The organism is Microcoleus sp. MON2_D5, from assembly GCF_036701905.1.
Classification (GTDB): domain Bacteria; phylum Cyanobacteriota; class Cyanobacteriia; order Cyanobacteriales; family Microcoleaceae; genus Microcoleus.
The window spans coordinates 84,345-104,652 of sequence record NZ_JAUBRM010000005.1 but is presented as its reverse complement, the minus strand read 5'-3'; the positions used below and the strand labels follow the sequence as shown (position 1 = coordinate 104,652).

General features: G+C 46.8%; 18 protein-coding genes and 1 tRNA gene. 13 read left to right on the top strand and 6 right to left on the bottom strand.

Translation table 11 applies throughout. The features are described from left to right. Positions 1-199: 199 nt before the first annotated feature. On the bottom strand, positions 200-592 hold the full coding sequence (locus tag QUA47_RS03290; protein ID WP_333283270.1) for an AbrB family transcriptional regulator: 393 nt from the start codon (positions 590-592) through the stop codon (positions 200-202). 265 nt (positions 593-857) lie between these two features. Between QUA47_RS03290 and QUA47_RS03285 the strand changes: the two genes are divergently transcribed. The 4 genes from QUA47_RS03285 (at position 858) to pyrR (ending at position 3,729) form a co-directional block, all read left to right on the top strand. Next, entirely contained in the window at positions 858-1,301 is a 444-nt protein-coding gene (locus QUA47_RS03285; protein ID WP_190656033.1) for an Rrf2 family transcriptional regulator, read from the top strand. A 37-nt stretch (positions 1,302-1,338) separates the two neighbouring features. Continuing rightward, a complete protein-coding gene (locus QUA47_RS03280) occupies positions 1,339-1,740 on the top strand; it encodes a GFA family protein (RefSeq protein WP_333429697.1) in 402 nt (133 codons plus the stop codon). A gap of 108 nt (positions 1,741-1,848) precedes the next feature. Further along, entirely contained in the window at positions 1,849-2,928 is a 1,080-nt protein-coding gene (gene cbiB, locus QUA47_RS03275) for an adenosylcobinamide-phosphate synthase CbiB (RefSeq protein ID WP_333429728.1), read from the top strand. Between the two features lie 267 nt (positions 2,929-3,195). After that, positions 3,196-3,729, top strand: a complete 534-nt coding sequence (pyrR, locus tag QUA47_RS03270; protein WP_190738316.1) for a bifunctional pyr operon transcriptional regulator/uracil phosphoribosyltransferase PyrR — start codon at positions 3,196-3,198, stop codon at positions 3,727-3,729. Positions 3,730-4,113: 384 nt separating this feature from the next. On the opposite strand, the gene QUA47_RS03265 is transcribed toward pyrR, so the two are convergent. Beyond that, a tRNA-Ile gene (locus QUA47_RS03265) sits at positions 4,114-4,186 on the bottom strand. A 185-nt stretch (positions 4,187-4,371) separates the two neighbouring features. Between QUA47_RS03265 and QUA47_RS03260 the strand changes: the two genes are divergently transcribed. Both QUA47_RS03260 and QUA47_RS03255 read left to right on the top strand, forming a co-directional pair. Next, the gene (locus QUA47_RS03260) at positions 4,372-5,064 is read left to right on the top strand and encodes a hypothetical protein (RefSeq protein WP_333283272.1); all 693 of its coding nucleotides are present in this window, start codon (positions 4,372-4,374) and stop codon (positions 5,062-5,064) included. Between the two features lie 68 nt (positions 5,065-5,132). Further along, a complete protein-coding gene (locus QUA47_RS03255; RefSeq protein WP_333429696.1) occupies positions 5,133-6,611 on the top strand; it encodes a hemolysin family protein in 1,479 nt (492 codons plus the stop codon). Between the two features lie 140 nt (positions 6,612-6,751). Here the strand turns inward: QUA47_RS03255 and queC are convergent, their stop codons facing one another. Together queC and QUA47_RS03245 are read right to left on the bottom strand one after the other, a co-directional pair. Next, a complete protein-coding gene (queC, locus tag QUA47_RS03250; RefSeq protein WP_333429695.1) occupies positions 6,752-7,426 on the bottom strand; it encodes a 7-cyano-7-deazaguanine synthase QueC in 675 nt (224 codons plus the stop codon). A gap of 366 nt (positions 7,427-7,792) precedes the next feature. After that, positions 7,793-9,127, bottom strand: a complete 1,335-nt coding sequence (locus tag QUA47_RS03245; RefSeq protein WP_333429694.1) for a cytosine deaminase — start codon at positions 9,125-9,127, stop codon at positions 7,793-7,795. A gap of 318 nt (positions 9,128-9,445) precedes the next feature. On the opposite strand from QUA47_RS03245, the gene QUA47_RS03240 reads away from it, so the two are divergent. The 5 genes from QUA47_RS03240 (at position 9,446) to QUA47_RS03220 (ending at position 15,559) form a co-directional block, all read left to right on the top strand. Beyond that, a complete protein-coding gene (locus QUA47_RS03240; protein WP_333429693.1) occupies positions 9,446-10,369 on the top strand; it encodes a class I SAM-dependent methyltransferase in 924 nt (307 codons plus the stop codon). A gap of 256 nt (positions 10,370-10,625) precedes the next feature. After that, positions 10,626-11,534 carry a class I SAM-dependent methyltransferase gene (locus tag QUA47_RS03235; RefSeq protein WP_333429692.1) on the top strand — a complete coding sequence of 303 codons (909 nt, stop codon included), beginning with the start codon at positions 10,626-10,628 and terminating at the stop codon, positions 11,532-11,534. A 361-nt stretch (positions 11,535-11,895) separates the two neighbouring features. Next, positions 11,896-13,143 carry a GTP cyclohydrolase II gene (locus tag QUA47_RS03230; protein ID WP_333218217.1) on the top strand — a complete coding sequence of 416 codons (1,248 nt, stop codon included), beginning with the start codon at positions 11,896-11,898 and terminating at the stop codon, positions 13,141-13,143. Positions 13,144-13,232: 89 nt separating this feature from the next. Further along, positions 13,233-14,315, top strand: coding sequence for an adenylate/guanylate cyclase domain-containing protein (locus QUA47_RS03225; protein WP_333048585.1), 1,083 nt, complete (start codon positions 13,233-13,235; stop codon positions 14,313-14,315). After that, positions 14,312-15,559 (top strand): URC4/urg3 family protein, encoded by a 1,248-nt coding sequence (locus QUA47_RS03220; RefSeq protein WP_333429691.1) that lies wholly within the window; start codon positions 14,312-14,314, stop codon positions 15,557-15,559. The genes QUA47_RS03225 and QUA47_RS03220 overlap by 4 nt, the downstream gene beginning before the upstream one ends. A 241-nt stretch (positions 15,560-15,800) precedes the next feature. Here the strand turns inward: QUA47_RS03220 and QUA47_RS03215 are convergent, their stop codons facing one another. After that, positions 15,801-16,373 (bottom strand): DUF4360 domain-containing protein, encoded by a 573-nt coding sequence (locus tag QUA47_RS03215; RefSeq protein ID WP_333283287.1) that lies wholly within the window; start codon positions 16,371-16,373, stop codon positions 15,801-15,803. Between the two features lie 600 nt (positions 16,374-16,973). Here QUA47_RS03215 and upp point away from each other — a divergent pair. Continuing rightward, positions 16,974-17,609: a uracil phosphoribosyltransferase gene (gene upp, locus QUA47_RS03210; protein WP_333283289.1), complete on the top strand. Its 636-nt coding sequence runs from the start codon at positions 16,974-16,976 to the stop codon at positions 17,607-17,609. Positions 17,610-17,929: 320 nt separating this feature from the next. Then, on the top strand, positions 17,930-18,076 hold the full coding sequence (locus QUA47_RS03205; RefSeq protein WP_006635359.1) for a hypothetical protein: 147 nt from the start codon (positions 17,930-17,932) through the stop codon (positions 18,074-18,076). A gap of 304 nt (positions 18,077-18,380) precedes the next feature. On the opposite strand, the gene QUA47_RS03200 is transcribed toward QUA47_RS03205, so the two are convergent. Then, entirely contained in the window at positions 18,381-20,303 is a 1,923-nt protein-coding gene (locus tag QUA47_RS03200; protein ID WP_333218225.1) for a hypothetical protein, read from the bottom strand. Positions 20,304-20,308 lie beyond the last annotated feature (5 nt).

Genomic DNA, 20,308 nt, shown 5'->3' with positions numbered 1-20,308 from the left:
CGGATATAGCGAGGGGCGAGAATAGGTATTCTCGGAAAATATAAAGTGGTGGCACTGGCTTTTGTCGAGCCATTGCCATCTATAGAAGCCATACTTTTTAGGCTCACAGAAAGATTTCAGAGCCAACTCTCTGCTTGCAGTCAATGCTTGAAGTCAAACCCACCAGTTCAAGCAAGAAGTCAAAGCAAGTCGTAAAAGCCTAGGATTCTTCTTCTTCTTCTCGATCGATTTGGCGCAAGTGAATGTGCTTGCGTCCCAGAGAGATTTCAAATTCATCTCCCGGCTGGAGTTCCATTTGTTTGGTGTAGGCGGCTCCAATCAGTAAGTTGCCGTTAGATTGAACGCTAATCCGATAGCTGGCCGAGCGTCCGCCGCGTCCGTTGCCGTTTTGCTTCCCGTCTAGCTGAATGCCTTCTGCATCAATCAGCGCATTCAGGAATTTCATCATGTTGACCCGTTCTACGCCGTTTTTGGTAACGGTGTAGTAGCCACAGGCTCTAGCTTTTTCTTCCTTGGTAAGGTTCTCTAGGTCTTTGACCTTTTTGATCAGACCTTCACCTTCAAGGGGTTCGATATTTTTCCTTTTAGCCATTTACTGAGTCCTGAAATATTCAACTGGTGTACGGATTTTTTCTCGGTTGGTTTTTTGTTTGGCCAAGAAACTTTAGCTTTATAGCTGGTCGTAAAACCATATTACACCGATCGGCTCAATTGTTAACCACTATTATCTAAATATTTTTAACAACCTGTAGTCTTTCTTGAGGAGTAGCTGCAGCCGGTGCGAGCAATCTCTAAAGTCGGTAGCATAAGCTATCAGCTATCAGCTAGCTGAATATTTGCCCCGCTCTTAAAATCCCATGAAGTTAACCACACGCGGACACTACAGTGTCAAAGCATTACTGGATCTAAGTTTGCAACCTCGCTTTGGCCCGACATCGGTGAAATCGATAGCGAAGCGACAGGAGTTACCTGCTCCGTATCTAGAAAAATTGCTGATTGAAATGCGACGAGCCGGTTTAGTCCAATCTGTTCGGGGTGCCCAAGGAGGATATCAATTAGCCCGCCAGCCAGCTCAAATCTCTTTAGGACAAATCTTAGAGGCTGTAGGTGAAACTATTGAACCTTTACCTCGACATTTTCCCGATGCGACGCAAGCAGAGGACTGGGTAACATTCAGTTTGTGGAACCGATTGCACAAAAAACTTGCCGAAGCGCTGTACAGTATTTCCCTCGAAGACTTATACTATGATGTCCGCAGTTGGCAAGCGGCTCTTGGGGAAGAAACTAGCTTTATCATTTAAATGGTAAGTTCATTCATTCGATCGCCAGCAATCACACATGGACGCAACACTTGTTACCTACTTTGGCGGCTGTCACTGCGGAGCTGTCCGCTTCCGTGTAGCCGTTGACAAACACGAAGCATCTGATTGCAACTGCTCTATCTGTAAAAAGAAGGGATTTTTGCACCTCATTGTGCCGCCGGAACGTTTTACCTTGCTCAGTGGCGAAGATGTTTTGACCACCTATACATTTAATACAGGAACTGCTCAACATACTTTCTGCCGAATTTGCGGCATTCACTCGTTCTATCGCCCCCGATCGCATCCCGATCATTTCGATGTCAACGTCCGCTGCCTTGACTCAGATGCCATCGAACACTTTCAGATCCTACCCTTTGACGGTGTTAATTGGGAGCAGAACGTACACTTGCTCCGCGACGAAAGTAATCTCAGCAGTTAAAATTGCAGCTCAAAAATCAAAGTCCGCAAGGGTAGGAGTAGTTAAAACCTGCGCTACCATTGCGAGCGCTCTTGCTCGGACGGACTATCAAGTTTGACACAATATATAATGATGCCGGATGAATTTCCTGTTTTGATTTTAGCTGCGGTGTTGGATTATTCGATCGGCGATCCTTGGGGTTGGCCGCATCCCGTGCAGGCGATGGGTTGGGCGATCGACCGCTATACTAGACTTGTCTTTAATATATGGAATAATCCCGCAGGCAAAATGCCTGAAGCAGCGGATCGTCCCCCTGGCGAGCAGCACAAACTGCTGCTACGATGTGCTGGTACAATACTAGCGATCGGGCTGATTCTAGGCAGTTATACTGTCAGTTGGTCGATCGTCCAAGCTGGTAGTTGGGTGCATCCTCTTTTAGGTATTGCCCTAGACACCATTTTGCTGGCAAGCTGTTTTGCAGGTCGCAGTTTGAGGGCGGCTGCAGAGGATGTGCTAGCACCTTTAAATGTTGGAGATTTAGTCAAGGCGCGAGAAAGGTTGAGCCTTTACGTCGGCCGGGATACCGAAAACTTATCCGAGCCAGAAATTCTGCGAGCATTGTTAGAAACTGTAACAGAGAATGCAGTCGATGGTGTGACAGCACCGCTATTTTATGCCTTACTTGGGTTCGCTCTGCCGCATCTATTATTAAGTGTTACCGCTGGGCCGATCGATCCTAACTCGATGTGGGCGAGTGCTATAGTCCCCTTGGCGATCGCTTACAAAGCAGCCAGCACATTAGATTCTACGATCGGCTACAAAGAAGCACCATACACTGATTTAGGATGGTTTAGCGCCAAACTAGAAGACGTGCTGACGTGGATTCCTTGCCGCCTAACAGTCATTACTTTAGCCCTTATATCGGGCAAACCGATTTACATTTGGCAAATTTGTCAGAGAGATGCTGTTAAAGATGCCAGCCCCAATTCCGGTTGGAGCGAGTGCGTTTACGCCGCCATCTTGGGAGTACAACTAGGAGGTACCAATTCCTATCGCGGAGTTCTCAAACACAAACCGCTGTTAGGCGAGCCGATTCACCCGATCGCAGCGCCCCTAATTTGCCAAGCATTGCAATTAACTCGGTATTGCTTTCTGATTTGGTTGGGACTATCATTGCTTTTTTATACCTTATTATGTTTGAGCTGCTAACTGATGACCTCACCCGAACAGTCCAGGAGGCATAAATAACGTATTTCTGTCATTGTTCGCGCTCAGCCAAGCAATCGCAGCATATCCTTTTCATCCGTTCGGGGTAAGTCCTGCAGAAGACACAGATCGGCCACCGACAGAAGCAAAAAAAAGTTTTGACCTTTGTTCAAACCCCCAAATTCATCTGTAAAGTCAATCTAAAATCTAAAATCTAAAATCTAAAATTGTTCGATCCGCCAACAGCCAACAATTAGCTCGCAGCAACCAATGACTAAAATTATCGAAATTTTATCCCCTGATGAAGTGAGGCGCACTCTCACCCGCGTCGCTTCCCAGATTGTCGAAAAATCAGGGAATCCCTCGGAGTTAGTGCTGTTGGGCATTCATAGTAGAGGAGTGCCTTTAGCTCAAATTTTGGCAGATCAAATAGAAGTTCTCGAACAAGTCAAAGTACCCGTGGGCGCTTTAGATATTACCTTTTACCGAGATGACTTGGATCGAGTGGCGATGCGGACACCGGCTAAAACAGAAATTCCTTTCGATTTGACGGGCAAAACTGTGGTGTTGGTAGATGACGTTATATATAAAGGCAGAACGAGTCGAGCGGCTTTGAATGCGGTCAACGATTACGGGCGGCCGGAGAAAATTTGGTTGGCGGTATTAGTCGATCGCGGTCACCGAGAAGTACCGATTCAGCCGGATTTTACGGGTAAAAAGTTGCCCACTGCAAAGGAAGAACAAGTTAAGGTTTACGTTCAAGAACTCGACGGGCGCGACGGAGTGGAGTTAATTAAGGGTTGATATCGTTGACTTTTGCATCGGAATAATAATTTTTGGAGTGCTGTACGATCGTCCCCGCGCAGCGCCCGCCATCTCAGAAGCGAGCAGATATGTGGAATTGATTAAGGCTTGATATCGTTGACCTTTGCATCAGAATAATAATTTTCCGAGTGCAGTGCGAGATCTTGAGATCGCGATCGATCTCACGAGCGAGTTGAGCGACCAAATTTCTAGTTGGCGATCGCACTTGCGACCTCAGAAATGAGGTTTCTTGGTATATTTTTCGTTACCGATCGCAAAATTTTCGTAGAAACCCGGTTTCTAGCCGCCCATCCGTCCAGGACTGGTATCTGGGAAGAAACCTGGTTTTTAGCCAGAGCGCGGAGCGTCGTGATTGATTTTAAATCGGCAGTGCAGGAGTTGAACCTGCCTGGGGCGAATTATGAGTTCGCTGCCTAAACCGCTCGGCCAACTGCCGTTAAGTCGATTTGTTCGACCTAACTGAAAATGAAGTATAACATAATTTCCCAGTCCGTGCTAGAACTAGAGAACAAAAATCAAAATCTTTAGATCTGCTGATTCCCCGATCGCCTGTTAGCCAATGTGCTGGAGCCGATCGACCGGACAAAGCAGTGTCTAGGACTCGGCATAAACTTATAGGCAATGGCAGTGAATTCGACGGTAGTGCTGACTCTAATTCTGCTGGCTCTGATGTTTGGAGCAGGCGTGACGAGTTCTGTTTGGGGATTTACTATAGGTCGCGAAGCCTTGCAAGGAACGACTCAACCCGATGTTCGTCCCAGCAACAATGCTGGCAGCGGCAAGCCTGGAAAGACGGCTAGCAAAGACCAAGTGAGCATTTTGAAAGAAAAAGACATTCTCACAACCGTCAAAGCACGGGTAGAAGGTCGCGATCCAGAAAAAACAACGGCTCAAGCAAATACTAAAACAGACAAGGCAAGCTCTAAACCAGCCGCGGCAAAAAAACCGGCTGCACAAAATGCCAGCGCCAAGTTTCCCCTGAACAGTCGCGACGGGGGAATAACCCTGGAAGTGAGCGCGGCCAGTCAGCGCAACAATTCCATGCTGCTAGACGTGAGCATGAAAAATGAAGGCTCCCAACCTGTGAGGTTTCTCTACAGTTTCTTGAACGTTACTGACGATCGCGGTCGGGCCCTGAGCGCGACTGCCGAGGATTTGCCGTCGGAACTGCCCCCCAACGGGCAGGTGTTTTACGGTACGGTGAGTATTCCCACAGCTTTGCTGGAAAATGCTAAAGAAGTTTCGCTGACGCTGACAGATTATCCAGGTCAAAAACTTCAGTTGCAAATATCTGGCATTCCAGTGGCGAAGTAAAATAAAAGAAGACCAAACCTGCAGACAGATTCTCAGGTTTGATCGAGAAAGTTTTTTTAGGGAGCATTGTGTCACTTTTAGGGGCGAGAGTGCAGGAGATATCTGATTTACCCGCGATGAGTTCGACAGAGGTGCTGTCGCGGTTGCTGTCAGTGCTGTTGCTGATTGCGATTAATGCCTTTTTTGTCGCGGCTGAGTTTTCGATGGTGACGGTACGCCGATCGCGCATCAATCAGTTAGTGGAAGCTGGCGACGTTGCAGCTTTAACTGTGCAATCTTTGCAGCAAAGTATTGAGCGATTGCTCTCGACAATGCAGTTGGGAATCACTCTTTCTAGTTTAGCTCTGGGCTGGATTGGGGAAAGTACGATCGCCGTGCTAGTCCGAATGTTGATCGGCTATTTGCCGCTGCCAATTTACCTCAAGTCTGCGATCGCCCATTCTTTTAGCATATCAATAGTAACTTTTTTGTTGCTAGCTTACCTGCAAATCGTACTCGGCGAACTCTTTCCCAAATCTGTAGCGTTGCTGTATTCCGAACAGCTAGCCAGAACTTTAGGGCCTCCGAGTTTATTGATTGCCCGTTTGTTCAAGCCCTTTGTGTCGTTTCTCAATCAATCTACTCGATCGCTTTTGCGGTTTGCGGGCATCGAATACGATCTAAGGCATCGGCCGGTTACTCCCGAAGAACTGCAATTAATTATAGCTACTTCCAGCGAATCCAGCGGCTTGGAAGCAGAAAAGCGAGAATTGCTCAACAACGTGTTTGAATTTGGCGAAGTTTGGGTAGAAGAAGTAATGGTGCCGAGGCCTAGCATTGTCGCACTTCCCAAGACAGCCACCTTTCAAACTTTGCTCGACGAAATGGCGATTTCTAACCATTCCCGCTATCCTGTAACGGGAGATTCTTTAGACGACATTATCGGCATTATTGGCTTCAAACAACTGGCAAAACCCCTAGCTGAAGGTTTGCTATCTCCCGACACGCCAATTGTAACTTGGATGGGTTCGGTGAGGTTTGTGCCGGAGATGATGCTGCTGGGGGAACTGCTGCCTTTGATGCAGAGTTCGTCGGAAGAAATTGCGATCGTAGTCGATGAATTTGGTGGCATTTCCGGGTTAGTGACATTGCGGGATTTGATAGCCGAAATTATCGGTCGCAGCTCCGAGTCACCCGACAGCAAAGAAATTGCTTTGCAAGTATTGGACGATCGCACTTATTTAGTGCAAGCGCAGTTAAATTTAGATGATGTGAATCAAATATTGAATTTGGAGTTGCCAGTAACTGACGAATATCAGACAATCGGAGGTTTTTTAAGCTATCAGTTGCAAAGAATGCCGGCTGTGGGGGAAGTTTGGCGCTGTGAAAATGTGGAACTTACGGTTGTTTCTGTATCCGGGCCGCGGTTGGAGCAACTTCAAATTCACTTGTTGGAAGGGGCTGCGGGCGATCGAGCTTTAGATGAAGTTGCAGCAGCCGATGAGGAAATTGTGGGGAAAGGGCGAAAGAATAGCGGGTTGAGTAGTGTGGCAAAATTGTCTCATTAAGATTTTGATGAAAAGGGCGATCGAAATAGCGCAACTTTTTATACCAAATCTGAGTTAGCAACCCCGTTTATTCTTTAGTCTCTTAGAGAGGGACGAGAGTTTATGGAGGAACGCTTTCAACCGCCGAGTCGGAATACTGTTTAAGCATAAGGCACCGGATCTTTCAGGCCCAATTCCTCAAAAGCCGCCAGTCGCAACCGACAAGAATCGCAAACGCCGCAGGCATTTTCCCCGCCTGCGTAGCAAGACCAAGTTTGATCCCAAGGTACTCCTAATTGGTTGCCTAATTGAATAATTTCTGTCTTTTTAAGTTCGATTAAAGGTGTGATAATATTAATAGCATTTCCTTCTCGGCCCTGCTTTGTTCCTAACCGAAATACTTCCTGCATGGCTTGGATGTAATCGAGGCGGCAGTCGGGATATCCAGAATAATCTAAAGCGTTGACACCGATGTAAATGCGATCGGCTTCGAGAGTTTCTGCGTAGGCGAGGGCAAAGCTGAGAAAGATTGTATTTCTAGCTGGAACGTAGGTAATGGGGATGTTTTGGGACATTTCTGCAAGATTGCGATCGATCGGTAATTCCATCTCATTATCCGTCAAAGCCGAACCGCCCCAAAGCGTCAGGTCAAAGTTTACTATTTGATGTGCCTTAACCGCTGCCGAAAGTGCGATCGCCCTTGCTGATTCCAACTCCCGCCGATGTCTTTGCTTGTAGTCAAAGGAAATAGCGTAACACTCGCAGCCGTCGGCTTTGGCTTGATACAAAACTGTTGAGGAATCCAGCCCTCCCGACAATAAAATAACTGCTTTCACTTACAACATCCTCACTAAAATTAACTTTTATATTTATATCAAATTAGTGGCAAATTGACAAGATAGCAATGCGAAATGCTTGGTGAAAGATATTTTTTTAAACGAACCGCGAAGACGCGAAGGACGCGAAGGAAGAAAAGAGAAGGGACGTTTGTTGATAATTTATAGTGCCTGTTTAACTGGTTCCCAGGCAGAGCCTAGGAACCGAGATTTAGAGGGTCGGCCTCGCATTAGGGCCAGGAAAACTGGAGGCAGAGCCTCCAGATATACGTTACCAGGCAGAGCCTAGTAACGAGTACAAAGAAAATTCATCTTTTGTGGAACAGGCATCTTGCCTGTTCTTGATATTGGTGCAAAATGTCAGATTTAAATTCGTAACAAGTCATCGAGTTCGCGGTAATCGGGCAAAGTTGTATCAATTTTAATGCCCTCCCGTAAAACTGTGCGATCGCCCTGCGCTCTAGATAACAATTCGCTGAAATTCCGCGCCTTAAACAAAATCAAATCAGCAGGTAAACCCACTGCAATTCGCCCTAAATTCGGCAATCCGATTAAATCGGCTGGAGTCTTTGTAACTGCACAGGGCCAGTCTCCATAAGGCCTATCTAAATGAGCGATGCGGACTGCCATATTAAAAACTTCCAAAACATCATGGTCGCCAAATCCGTAAAACGGATCGCGACAATTGTCGCTAGCAACTGCAACGGGAATTCCGGCTGCTTTGAGTTCGTGCAGCAGTGTCACTCCCCGCCAGCGCGGTGTATGCTGAGAGTCTCGGTCTTGCAGGTAAAGGTTGCACATCGGCAAGCTGACAATGCCAATATTTGCTTCCTTGACTAATTCCAGAGTTTCTGTTACTAAATCTGACGGTTGTACGGCTAAACTACAGCAGTGTCCGCAGATTATTTGACCCTCAAATTCATGGCGGATGGCGGTTTTTGCGACTTCCCGCAATGTTACTGAATCTGGATCGTCGTTTTCGTCGGTGTGGAAGTCGAGGTTTAAATTTCGTTCTTTCGCTAAGGCAAAAACTCGATCGAGTTGTTTGTCTAAGTCGGGGTTGATATAGGCGACGCCACCGAGAATGCCACCGATTTGGGCAATGCGATCGGCTAATTTTTCGCCGGCGGGTGTGAGGAAATAGTCGAGGGAAACCAGGGAAACTGCTTGCAAGATCAGCCGATCGCCCCATTCGGCTTGCAGCGCTTCAAATACTCCCAAACTAACGGTTCCCTGTTCGCCTGCGCTGTCTATATGAGTGCGGATTGCCTTGGTTCCGTGGGCGTAGCTGCACTTGAGGCCGAACTGCATCCGCCGGTAAACATCCTCTGCATTCCAGTTTTTTTGGGCATCAGCGCCTACCGCTTCGATCGCGCTGGCAAAAGTTCCATCGGGATTGGGCGATCGTTCCCAAATGTGGCCTTTGTCTAAATGGGTGTGCATATCCACAAAACAAGGCCAAACTAAGCCGCCCTGCAAATCTATAACTGAGATATCTCCATAGGAGGATACAGGTTTTGTACCTGCTGGGATAATTTGGGCGATCGCCCCTGCTGCAATTTCCAAATCCACCAAACAAAAATTGTTCTCACTCCCCGCTGTCGCCACAGTAGAAGCTGACGGGGCGATCGATTTCATGTCTAGAAGAGACGCGGGCACGCGAGCATTTTTGAGCAAATAATTAGATGTACTTGGCAACATTAATTTTGTGAGTTAGTATTTTCCTAAGAATTTAGCGCTACCGCAAAAACGCTACCGAAAATCATTGTCGGTTGAGCGTCGGTTGTATTATCGGTAACAAATGCTACCTTCTTAGTCTAACCATTTAGACATAAAATTGTACAGCGCCGATCGATCGGGGGTCGAGCGCCAACAAACCGAGCATCTACAAATACTGATTTGCAAATAAACCTAGTTTTCGATCTGTTTGCAGTGGTGCACTCTACCAGCCCAGCTAATGGTAATAAATTGTGGTCGTTCCACTGCCATTAGCAACTGTACAAATCGTGAAACTGAACCATGCAAAAATTTACAAATTGCCCAGTTTGCAGCTCCCAAAAAATCAGCTTCCTGTACACAGCGGGGACAGCCCGCCAACCAAAAGAGCCTCCTAAATGGTCAGTTTACGGATGCGAAGATTGTGGCTTAGTATTCGTAAATCCCCGCCCGACATGGGATAAACTGAGCGATTATTACCCAGAGGGCTGGCAGTGCTACAACACATACGTACCAGACGAAGAAGATGTAGTAAAACAAGCCAAAAAACTTAATGAATTCCGACACATTCCTATCCCTGTAGGCAAGCGGTTGTTAGACGTAGGATGCGGCGGAGGTTCCTTTCTTCAAGTCTTCAAAAAACTCGGAGTTGAGGTAGCAGGAGTTGAACCTAGCTCCTCAGCAGCAGCAGCAGCAGCAGCAGCAGCGGCCCGCGAATGCGGTGTCGATGTTTTCACCGGCACTGTAGAAGAATACGTTGCAGAAAAAGGTACTGACGAAAAGTTTGATGTCATACTCTGTTCCCACGTTTTGGGAGCAACGCCTTTGCCTGCAGAAACACTCGATTGCATGAGGCAATTGCTGGCTCCAAACGGTTACATTTGGGTGGCTGTACCGAACGCAGACAGCCCATACGCGCGGCAACTGGGCTGGCGCTGGCACAGCACCGATTATCTTTACAATCTGATCGGTTACACTCCAAAAACATTAGCTCTAGCCGGCGAAAAGGCAGGTTTGGCAATTCAGCGCAATTACACTTACTCTTTGCCGGATGCCCTTCGTCAGTCTATCTGTTTGTGGCAGCGCTATCGGTGGTTTGTACCGCACAAAGTTAGCCGCTTGTTCCTTTCGGACGAACGTGTTGAGCGCATGGCGAAGGAATTGGACTCGCGCGGCGAAGGCGAGGCAATTTTAATGGAATTCTGTCACCCTCAAAGCCGGGATTAAGAGGTTTGGAGCAAGAATATTCGATTGGAGAATATTCGATTTGAGATGAGCTCAAACTTCAAAACTCCGGTTTTGTTGATATCAGTGCGTAATTTTTATCAGGACGGAAACCTTGACCACCAGGTTTTTGAGCAGAAAATTTGGTGACTTTTCACGCAATTTTTCGGAGAAACCGGGTTTCTGAGCCTAAGTCCTGCTTGTATGTGTCTGTCTGCATCTACTTCATGAGAGTGCCCAACAACTAGAAAGAGTTACCATGCAAGAACTGACAAATTGCCCTGTTTGCAATTCACAAAATATCCGTTTCCGCAACAAAGCTGGCACTTCCGATGCCCCTAAAGAACCACTGAAATGGTCGCTTTTTGGCTGTGACGATTGCGGGCTAGGATTTCTCAACCCCCAACCTACATGGGAGGAATTGATTCCATATTATCCCCCAGATTATCTGTGCTACAACACTCGCGTTGAGGATGAGGAACAAGTAGTTGAAGAAGCAAAGCGACGGGGCGAGTACCGGCACATTCCTATCCCTGTAGGCAAGCGGTTGTTGGACGTGGGATGCGGTGGCGGTTCTTTTCTTCAAGTCTTAAAAAAGCTGGGAGTTGAAGTTAAAGGCGTCGATCCTGGGGTATCGGCTACGGCGGCCGCCCGTGATAGCGGACTCGATGTTTTTACAGGCACTTTGGAAGAATATATCGCACAAAAGGGTACGGACGAAAAGTTTGATGTCATCACCTGTTCTCATGTTTTGATGGCAACACCTTCGCCCACGCAAACACTCAACTGCATGAGGCAGTTGCTGGCACCAAACGGTTATATTTGGGTGGCTGTACCGAATGCTGATTGCGAATCAGCGCGCCTGCTGGGCTGGCGGTGGCACAGCGCTTATTTCCCTCGCAACATCATACAATTCACTCCCAAAACTCTGAGTAAAGCTGGAGAAGTTGCTGGTTTGGAAATTCGGCGGCAGTCCACTTATTCTTTCCCAGGAGCCGTGGGTTTTTCGCTGTGTTTGCGGTGGCGCCATCGCTGGTTTATACCGCACAAAATTTCCAGCCGCTTGCTGTCAGAAAACTATCTCAAGCGGGCAGCGCAGGAATTGGACTCGCGCGGCGAAGGCGAAGCAATTTTAATGGAATTCTGTCACCCACAAAGCCTAGATTAAGGCGTTGCGAGCAAAAATATTCGATTTGAGATTTGAGATTTGAGATTTGAGATTGACTGCACCTCGGCTGCTGAGAATCTCAAATCTTTTTTTTTCGCATCTGTTAAAACTTCAACATTGGCGTTTGACCGTTGTGCTGTCTTTGGTGTTGGCTATACTGGAAAAGATTAAACTTTGGACTTATATCAAATCCGAGTAAAACCTCCTGTTATCCTGAAACCCAAGCCGAGAAAGGGTTGTGTGTGGATAGCGCGATTGTTTCAACCAGGGAGGTGTGTACTGTCGGTATGATCGCTCACTGTTTCAGATGGCGATTCGGCTTACAACCAACAGCAGCATCTATAGCAAGAGAAAAAAAACTGTGTCAAAACCCAAGCATATAGTTTTAACATCCCATCCCGACAGATCCGGCACCAAACCTCATCCCATTTACTGGGGAGAAATCGATCCCTTGAAACGGGGGCCTGTGATTGGTAGCCTCACCAAATCGTCTCACCGGAATGCGATCGGCACTCATTCGGGTTCCTACTCTGTTTATCGCGCGCTAGCAGTTGCTTCCGGCGCACTCCAAGCAGATCACCGCCCCGATTTTACCAACACCTCTCCGGCCGCACACATCGGGCCGCACCCGAGTTGGGGCGATCGCAATTTAATTGTTTCTCTCGATCCCTTTGGGGGTTTGGTCAGCGAAGTTTATACTTCATTTCTCCAGCAGGGATACGATATTCGACCGACAATTGCGGTCACTAAAGCTCACATTAATATGCCGGAATTGCAAGATGCTATCGCTAAGGGGCGAGTGCAAATTGATGGCAAAATAGTCAAAGCAGGTGGCAATTTAGCAGTAACTAAAATTGCGATCGACCCGGTTTGGTATTTGCCGGGAATTGCTCGGCGGATTGGGGCTCAAGAAAGCGTTCTCCGCCGTGTCCTGTTTGAGCAAACAGGCGGAATGTTCTCGGATTTAGTGACGCGGCCGGACTTACACGTTTTCTTGCCGCCAATTGGCGGAACTACGGTTTATATTATTGGCGATGTCGCGAATATTTCTGACCCGGATAAGCAGTTGGCGGTACGGGTACATGATGAATGCAACGGTTCAGATGTCTTCAGTTCCGATATCTGCACTTGTCGCCCTTATTTGGTACACGGGATGGAAATTTGCATCCAAACGGCACAATCAGGCGGTTCTGGGGTAATAGTTTACTTCCGCAAGGAAGGGAGAGCTTTGGGGGAAGTGACTAAGTTTTTGGTGTACAATGCCAGAAAACGGCAGGAAGGCGGCGATCGCGCTGATGCCTATTTTACGCGCACTGAATGTGTTGCGGGAGTTCAAGATATGCGGTTTCAAGAACTAATGCCAGACGTGCTGCACTGGTTGGGTATCTCTCGAATTGACAGTTTAGTGTCTATGAGCGATATGAAATACAATGCGATTATCAATTCGGGCATTCAGGTGGTCGATCGCATCCCCATTCCTGAAGATTGGATTCCCGCAGACGCACAAGTCGAAATCGTCGCCAAAAAAGCCGCGGGCTACTACACGCCAGACCCGGTGCCAGATGCTACAATTCTTGCAGAAGCGATCGGACGCGATTTAGGAGATTAAGAGGGCAAAGACGCGACCGATGGGACGCGAACAATCGCGTCTTTGCTAAACAAAATTTATTGCTGGTTTTTGATCAGTCAGGGTAGGTTATGGCTAATTTGCGTTCTAGTGTGATCGTAAAAACAGATATTTGCGGATATACCGCCAGAGTCAAAAAATTATCTCAGTCGGACTTGAGTAGTTTGTTAAACGAGCATAAAAATTTTGTTTCAGATATTAGCGCCAGAAATGAAGGTAGCGTGATTAAAGGGGAAGGTGATTCATTTTGGATAATTTTTCCCAGCGTCACAGCAGCGGCAGTAGCAGCCATAGAAATGCAGCAAGAATTGAGAGCGCAACAATCTAGCAAGGCGAACGACGAACGATTGGCTATTCGCGTGTCGATTACATTAGGAGATGTCTTGCATCAAGATAAAGATATCTTTGGCGATACTGTGAATTTAACAGCGCGCATAGAATCAGTAACTCCGCCGGATGAAATATATTTGTCCCAAGCAGCATGGTTGGCGCTCAACAAAGCAGAAGTGCAAACGTCTTTTGTCAACGAGTTTTCTTTGAAAGGGATGAGCGAACCTGAAAAAGTCTACAAAGTTGACCAAAGTTATAAAACGCGAATCATCAAAAATCAAGCAATAATTAAAGCAGATTTGAGAGGTTTTATTGCTTATCAAGAATCTAATTCTATCAAAGACGTTGAATATTTGCTCACCAACTTTGATACTTTTGAAAAAACCATTTGCGAAGAATACGGTGGCACAATTCGCAGTATTGTTGGGGATTCGCATTTGTTGACTTTCCCGGAAGCTCACTCAGCCTTAGCGGCAATGGAAAGTTTGTGCGAGAATTGGAAACTTTTTATTGACGCCAATCAAATACCTTGCGGCTTGTCCGTGGGAGTTGCTAAGGGAAATTTATATATATTTAGGTCTTGCACTTACGGAAAAGATATTAACATAGCCGACAGACTGGAAGATTTAAGTAAAATAGTATCCCCGAGGACAGAAAAAAACTCGGTGATAGTTTCCGATCAAATAAAACGCGAAGTCAGCGGCTCGAAGTGGGAATATAAGCTGATCAAACTAGATAAAAATGTGATTTTAGATAATCTTTTAGATTACAGTCAGTTTGACTTTTTTCAAGAAAACGATGTTTACCGTTGTTTGGTGGTATGAAGTTGAAAAATATTGAACTTGAGACTGTAGAATATCTGAGAACACCGGTTGCTATTCGCCAAAAGTGCGATCGGCTTTTTGATTTAGCCCGCCTAGACAAACTCCGCTACTTCCGAGTCGATTTATCCCAACTCGACAACGCAGCAAATTATGTAATTGACACAACGCGCCAACAGTATCCCGATTTTAACATTCCCTTTCACAGTCGCTGGCGACATTTTGAAGCTGGCAACCTGTCGCGACTCGCCGAATTGGATGCAGCTTTAGCAGAATTTGCACCGGTTGAAAAAGCTAAGATCAAATTTGATTTAGCAATTATCAGCGTTTTGCTCGATGCCGGTGCTGGTGCCGATTGGGAGTATTGCGAACCTGAAACCGGACAGGTTTACCGCCGTTCTGAAGGGTTAGCAATAGCCAGCTTGCGGATGTTTTGTCAAGGTGTTTTTTCCAGCCATCCCGATTTTCCTTGGCAAGCTGATTCTCGCGGACTTTCTCAATTAAAACTAGAAACCTTAGCTGCGGGATTTCAGGTAAGTCGAGACAATCCGCTAGTTGGTTTAACAGGCAGATTAGAATTATTGCAGCGTTTGGGAAAGGCGATTTGTCAGCATCCATTATTATTTGGCAGCGAAAACCCGCGTCCCGGCAATTTGGCAAAATACTTGCTAGACAATCGGGTTTCTGGAGTCAAAACTGTGAATGCTACTGAAGTATTGAACGCTGTTTTGACAGGTTTTGGGGAAATTTGGCCGGGAAGATATGCAATTGGTGGCGTTAATTTAGGCGATGTGTGGCGGCATCGGGCATTACAAGGAGAAAATCTGGGAGATGAATTCGTGCCGTTTCACAAACTCTCGCAGTGGTTGACTTATTCGCTGTTGGAACCGCTGCAAGAACTTGGTTTAGAAGTCGCGGGATTGGATGAGTTAACGGGATTGCCGGAGTACCGCAACGGCGGTTTGTGTTTGGATATCGGGCTGCTGCGGGCAAAAGATTCGGCTATTTTTGAGCAGAGTTATTTGCCGGGTTCGGAAGTTATAGTAGAATGGCGATCGCTGACTGTGAATCTTTTAGATAAAATTGCCGCAGCTATTCGAGAAAAGCTGCATTTGAATGCGACAGAATTGCCGCTGGTGAAGATTTTGCAAGGAGGAACTTGGGCGGCGGGGCGGAAAATTGCGGGCGAATTGAGGGCTGGTGGAGGGCCACCAATTCAGATTGAAAGTGACGGTACTGTGTTTTAGAAGGAAGAAGGAAGAAGGAAGAAGGAAGAAGGAAGAAGGAAGAAGGAAGAAGGAAGTTCGGCAACGGATTCTATAACGGATGTAACGGATGTAACGGATGCCAGGAAGAAGGAAAAGGGAAGAGGGAAGAAGGAAGAGGGAAGAAGCAAGAAGGAAGAGGGAAAATTATCCCCTCTTCCAACTTAAAATTCAAAATTCAAACCTGAAAACTATACCTCACACTACACTCCCAACAAGCTGCTTAGCGACAAGTGCGATATTTGACGTGATAAACTAAACCGCGATGAGCCAAATCGAAGGAGTCAACGGTGGCCATGCCGGCACCGCGGGCTGTCATTGCAGCATTTACTCTCATATTTACACTGTCGCCGCAGCGAGACCAAACATTAGCTACAGTGGCTAAGCTATCTCGAACATTGTAGTTAGTTTCGCCGCTGAGATTCCGATTAAAAACTGGGCCGCGGGCTCCCGCGAAAAAGTATTCTGCTCGCAGGTTGGCTGTGGTTTTGGGAGCCACGTAGCCGCGGTAATCAGCATCGTAGATAGAAATTTGGTAGCCTTGGGGTACTTTGATGGGAATGCTCAGATTGCAGCTTTTCCGGCTTTCTGTTGAGACATTTCCCTGGGCTGCAAACTTATCAAATAGGATGGTGAGTTCTTGACCGTCGGGGCTGACGCTGACGCTGGCGGAGCGATCGGGGCAACCGCTACCACCGTAGCTTGCACCTAAAATTTGAACCAGCGGATTAGCCAAGGCGGGGCTGATAGAAGCAGTCATTAATGCCGTAGCTAGCAATAGTTTTACAAACTTCATGGATGTTCTCCTTAATAAGTTCAGTTGTGTGTTAGGAGCACCCTAAAAAAATGGAACTGAATTTCGGTAATGCGTTTTAAAGTTGGATATTGCCGCCTTCATGTTGAAAGATGAAAAGCCAGTCACGCCAAGCTTATGACCTCATGGGCAGTTCCTATTCAGGTTTTTTCGATTAGTGAATTAATCGAAAAAATAGGTTTTCTGTTGATACTTCTTAAGATTCATATCTGTTGGTAAAAGTTCCGGAAGATTTCGGGGCGAAACTCCGGCTCTGTGTTATTGGGCTTGGATGGAGCGCGAGACAGCGAAACCAGTGGGGAGGCTTTTGGGCCCGGATCTGCGTTCTTAGGAAGAGTGCGGGAAGGAGAGAAACGACATAATGACATATTTGTCTATTTTCCAACCTCGCATACTTAGTGTCGCGCTGGGCGGATGAAAGGCAAGTGTAGAAGTAATTTTATTCGCGCGGTATTTGTGTTTTCAATAGGGGTTTGATATAAGTAGTTCAGGACGCCGGGGCGGCAGAAACCTGGTTTTTTTGCGTCAAGAATGCCTTGATGGCTGATAAGTTAGAATAAAGCAAATTAATTCTTCAAAAAAATGAGTGCTAAAGTTACTGTCATCGACCATCCTTTGATACAGCACAAGTTAACTCTAATGCGGCAAACTCAAACGAGCACGGCGAAATTTCGCCAACTGTTGAAAGAGATTGGGATGCTGCTAGCCTATGAAGTGACGCGAGATTTGCCGCTCAAATACGAACTAATAGAAACGCCGATCGCCCAAATGAATGCACCTGTGCTGGCTGCAGAAAAGAAAATTGTTATTATTTCGATTATGCGCGCCGGTCAGGGACTGTTAGATAGTATTTTAGAGCTGATTCCGTCTGCGAGGGTGGGACATATTGGTTTGTACCGCGATCCGACAACTCGGATGGCGATCGAATATTATTTCAAAGTTCCCCAGGATATCGAACAGCGAGATGTTTTAATTGTCGATCCGATGCTCGCTACTGGTAATTCAGCGGTGGCGGCAGTGGATAGGCTTAAAGAAGTTAATCCGAAGTCTATTAAATTTTTGTGCTTGCTGGCGGCACCGGAGGGACTTAAGCACTTTCACGAACAACACCCTGATGTGCAGATTTATACGGCGGCAGTTGACGAGTGTTTGGACGAGCACGGCTATATTGTACCCGGCCTCGGAGATGCGGGCGATCGGCTTTACGGCACTCTCTGAATTCAATAAAATGATTTTGGGCTGTATATGCCAATACATTCATTAAAAAATAATTTTACTAACATAAGTAGTGGTTTGATAGTGCCATACAATGTAAATTGTAAGATTTTAATGTCAGGAAAAGCCTATATAGAGCAAGGGTTGTAGGATTTTCTTACATTAAATTCGTAAATTGCATTATCTAGATGTATTTACTGCATCTTATGGGTAAAATCTCTGCCTTTAGTGTAATTAATCGGAGGAATTACTTCATAAGATAGATGTATGATGCTAACCGTTTGCGATCGACTACTAACATTTTTTGGACGAGGAAAAAAACAATGGAGACTACAGCACAGAAAGAAGCCCCAACTCAGCCTGTTGAGGAAGTGAAAATCAACAATATCAACAGTTTGGAGTTTGAGCTTTGGGCTAAAGCGGTGAAACGGCAGATGATTGCAGCACTCTCTAAAAAGGGCGCGATTTGACATCTCCGGGTTTTTTGTGTGCAACTTGTGTTAATTAAATTAACAAAATTTTTGTCTGCATGGTTGTCCAAGAGCGATAAGTGGCTAGGGGAAGAGTTTTGAGATTGCGCCTCTTTCGGAGTTGCGGGAGGGGGAGAAGAGAGCATTTTCCTTTTTCCTAGTTTTGGACGCATGGGTCGCAGGAAACCGGGTTTTTTTACGAAAATACTTCTGTTGCAATCGGCAGAAATGGTAAAAAAACCCGGTTTCTTTGTATCAAGAGTGCCTCCGGGACTGTTCTATCTGCCGAATGCTTTCTGCCAGATTACGATCGCTTGTCAACCGCCGCCAGCAAGCGCAGACTTCCGTCTTGAACCTGCACTGCTTTCACCGTTCCCACAGCAACTCTTTGTTGACCGTTAGCCATCGCTACCTCAATCTTAATCTTGGGGTCAGCCAGTAATCCCAGCCGCCCCCAGAGCCACTTAACTTGAGTAGCAGGAAAAGAGCGCACTTCTACATCTGAAAAGGGCGAATTAACCCAGCGGCTACCGTCGTAAAAACTCGCTACTTGCACCTGATACCAAACTTGTTCTCCGGCCAATTTTAACTCGTTGTTCGGTTCGGGTTCCAGCCACTCAGCGGGATTGACACTGCTAATTAAAGTAGCAGAACCCATAATTTGACTTTTGTGGGCTTCTAAACTTTCAGCCTGAGAAACTGCTTCCTGAAGTTTGTTGACTAAATTCCGAATTCGACTTCTTGTTTCGCTGTCAGTATCTGATTGCTGGTCGAGCCAATTCATCGCCTCGCGAGCTCCGTCTTGAGAAGCTACAATCAGAGCACCCCAAGCCTTGACATCGGCGTCAGCGGCATTCACTCTCAAGGCGGCGTCTATGCGGTTCCAGATCCGCCCGCTGTCATTTTTGAGGGTTGTGGCTATTTCGTTACTGTTGCTCGGATCGGCTTCAAATACTTGCAAAGCTTCGGCCCAGCGGCCGTCGATCAATTCTGCGAGAACTTGTTGACCGGGACTGGCCCAAGATGCGATCGCCTGCGCCCGAGTAATTTTAGCGTGAAATTCGATCGTTTCTAGCTGAGCTTGCGCGACAGCAGGCCAATTTTTGCCAGCTTTCCCCTTCGCCACACGCATAACATTTAATGCTGGAGACCACAGCCCGCTTTTCGCCAGCCGCAGCCCATTTTTGTAAGTCTCGTCATTGAAAGCAATTTCTTCTAAAGAAATCGCCGTTAACTGAACGGGGTTCGGCAAAAATTTGCGCGGGCCAATTTGATAAAGGGTAAATTGCGGCTCTAAACCAACTGTTTGGTCGATCGCCAACTGCGGGTTTTCCCCCTTAACAATTTGCTGCCAATTCGGCGGTTGTCCGGCCGCACTCGCCCACTCCAACAGCGGCATTAAATGATTTTGGCTGGGGTTGTAGCGAACGACTTGTCCGTAGGGAATTTTCCTGTCGCCCCGCTTTAGTTGACCGCTGACATTAAACCAAATGCCTGAGGCGGGGGGCTTTCCGTCAAAGCGGCGCAGTTCTGTTAGGGGTAGGGACTGATTCGAGGCTTGATTGTCAGATGTAGAGTCAGGTAAAGAAGCAATGACAAAAGATTCCGCCGGGCCTTCTACGTTCACAGAACTTGCTAACTGAAAATACTGCTCTTTATCGGAACTGCGATCGGGCAACTGTACTCGCTTGTACACCCGAAGTTCGACAATTTGACGGCAAGGATTTTTGCAAACAGTAGAAGCCTTAACAGTTCTTTCTACCATCACCGGCAATAGCAAATCGGAAATAGAATTATCGCGGGATTGATCGACGGGAAGCGGGAGGGGTTCTCCGGTTACGAATCCCAATTTGCGGATGCTGGCTTTGATTTGATCGAGAGTTTGGATCGAATCTCTGCTACCTGTAGGCAGGCGCGACCATTCCGGCACAAACTGAGAGATCAACCTGTTGCCATTGGGATCGACAATTAGCTGATAACTCAGCCAAGCGCCGCCTCCCATCAAAGCTGCACAGCCAGCCAAGACGCTGAGGGCTGTCAGATTAGCTACCAGTCTTTTCCAGGGATATCTGGCGCGAGTTCGGGGAGTAGGTATTGGAAGCTGGGACTCTTGAAGATTTTTCGCGCGTCGGGTTTGGCGACGGCGCCTTGTCGGAGGAGGAGCAACTTTTCGATTTTCTGGGGGTAAGGCTCGATTTTTTGAGGGGTTAATTTTGTGTTCCATCATCCCAT

Bases quoted from the DNA above. Each gene is read 5' to 3' on its own strand.
- QUA47_RS03290 (WP_333283270.1), bottom strand. From the start codon at position 592: ATGGCTAAAAGGAAAAATATCGAACCCCTTGAAGGTGAAGGTCTGATC.
- QUA47_RS03285 (WP_190656033.1), top strand. From the start codon at position 858: ATGAAGTTAACCACACGCGGACACTACAGTGTCAAAGCATTACTGGAT.
- QUA47_RS03280 (WP_333429697.1), top strand. From the start codon at position 1,339: ATGGACGCAACACTTGTTACCTACTTTGGCGGCTGTCACTGCGGAGCT.
- cbiB (WP_333429728.1), top strand. From the start codon at position 1,849: ATGATGCCGGATGAATTTCCTGTTTTGATTTTAGCTGCGGTGTTGGAT.
- pyrR (WP_190738316.1), top strand. From the start codon at position 3,196: ATGACTAAAATTATCGAAATTTTATCCCCTGATGAAGTGAGGCGCACT.
- QUA47_RS03260 (WP_333283272.1), top strand. From the start codon at position 4,372: ATGGCAGTGAATTCGACGGTAGTGCTGACTCTAATTCTGCTGGCTCTG.
- QUA47_RS03245 (WP_333429694.1), bottom strand. From the start codon at position 9,127: ATGTTGCCAAGTACATCTAATTATTTGCTCAAAAATGCTCGCGTGCCC.
- QUA47_RS03240 (WP_333429693.1), top strand. From the start codon at position 9,446: ATGCAAAAATTTACAAATTGCCCAGTTTGCAGCTCCCAAAAAATCAGC.
- QUA47_RS03235 (WP_333429692.1), top strand. From the start codon at position 10,626: ATGCAAGAACTGACAAATTGCCCTGTTTGCAATTCACAAAATATCCGT.
- QUA47_RS03225 (WP_333048585.1), top strand. From the start codon at position 13,233: ATGGCTAATTTGCGTTCTAGTGTGATCGTAAAAACAGATATTTGCGGA.
- QUA47_RS03220 (WP_333429691.1), top strand. From the start codon at position 14,312: ATGAAGTTGAAAAATATTGAACTTGAGACTGTAGAATATCTGAGAACA.
- QUA47_RS03215 (WP_333283287.1), bottom strand. From the start codon at position 16,373: ATGAAGTTTGTAAAACTATTGCTAGCTACGGCATTAATGACTGCTTCT.
- upp (WP_333283289.1), top strand. From the start codon at position 16,974: ATGAGTGCTAAAGTTACTGTCATCGACCATCCTTTGATACAGCACAAG.
- QUA47_RS03205 (WP_006635359.1), top strand. From the start codon at position 17,930: ATGGAGACTACAGCACAGAAAGAAGCCCCAACTCAGCCTGTTGAGGAA.
- QUA47_RS03200 (WP_333218225.1), bottom strand. From the start codon at position 20,303: ATGATGGAACACAAAATTAACCCCTCAAAAAATCGAGCCTTACCCCCA.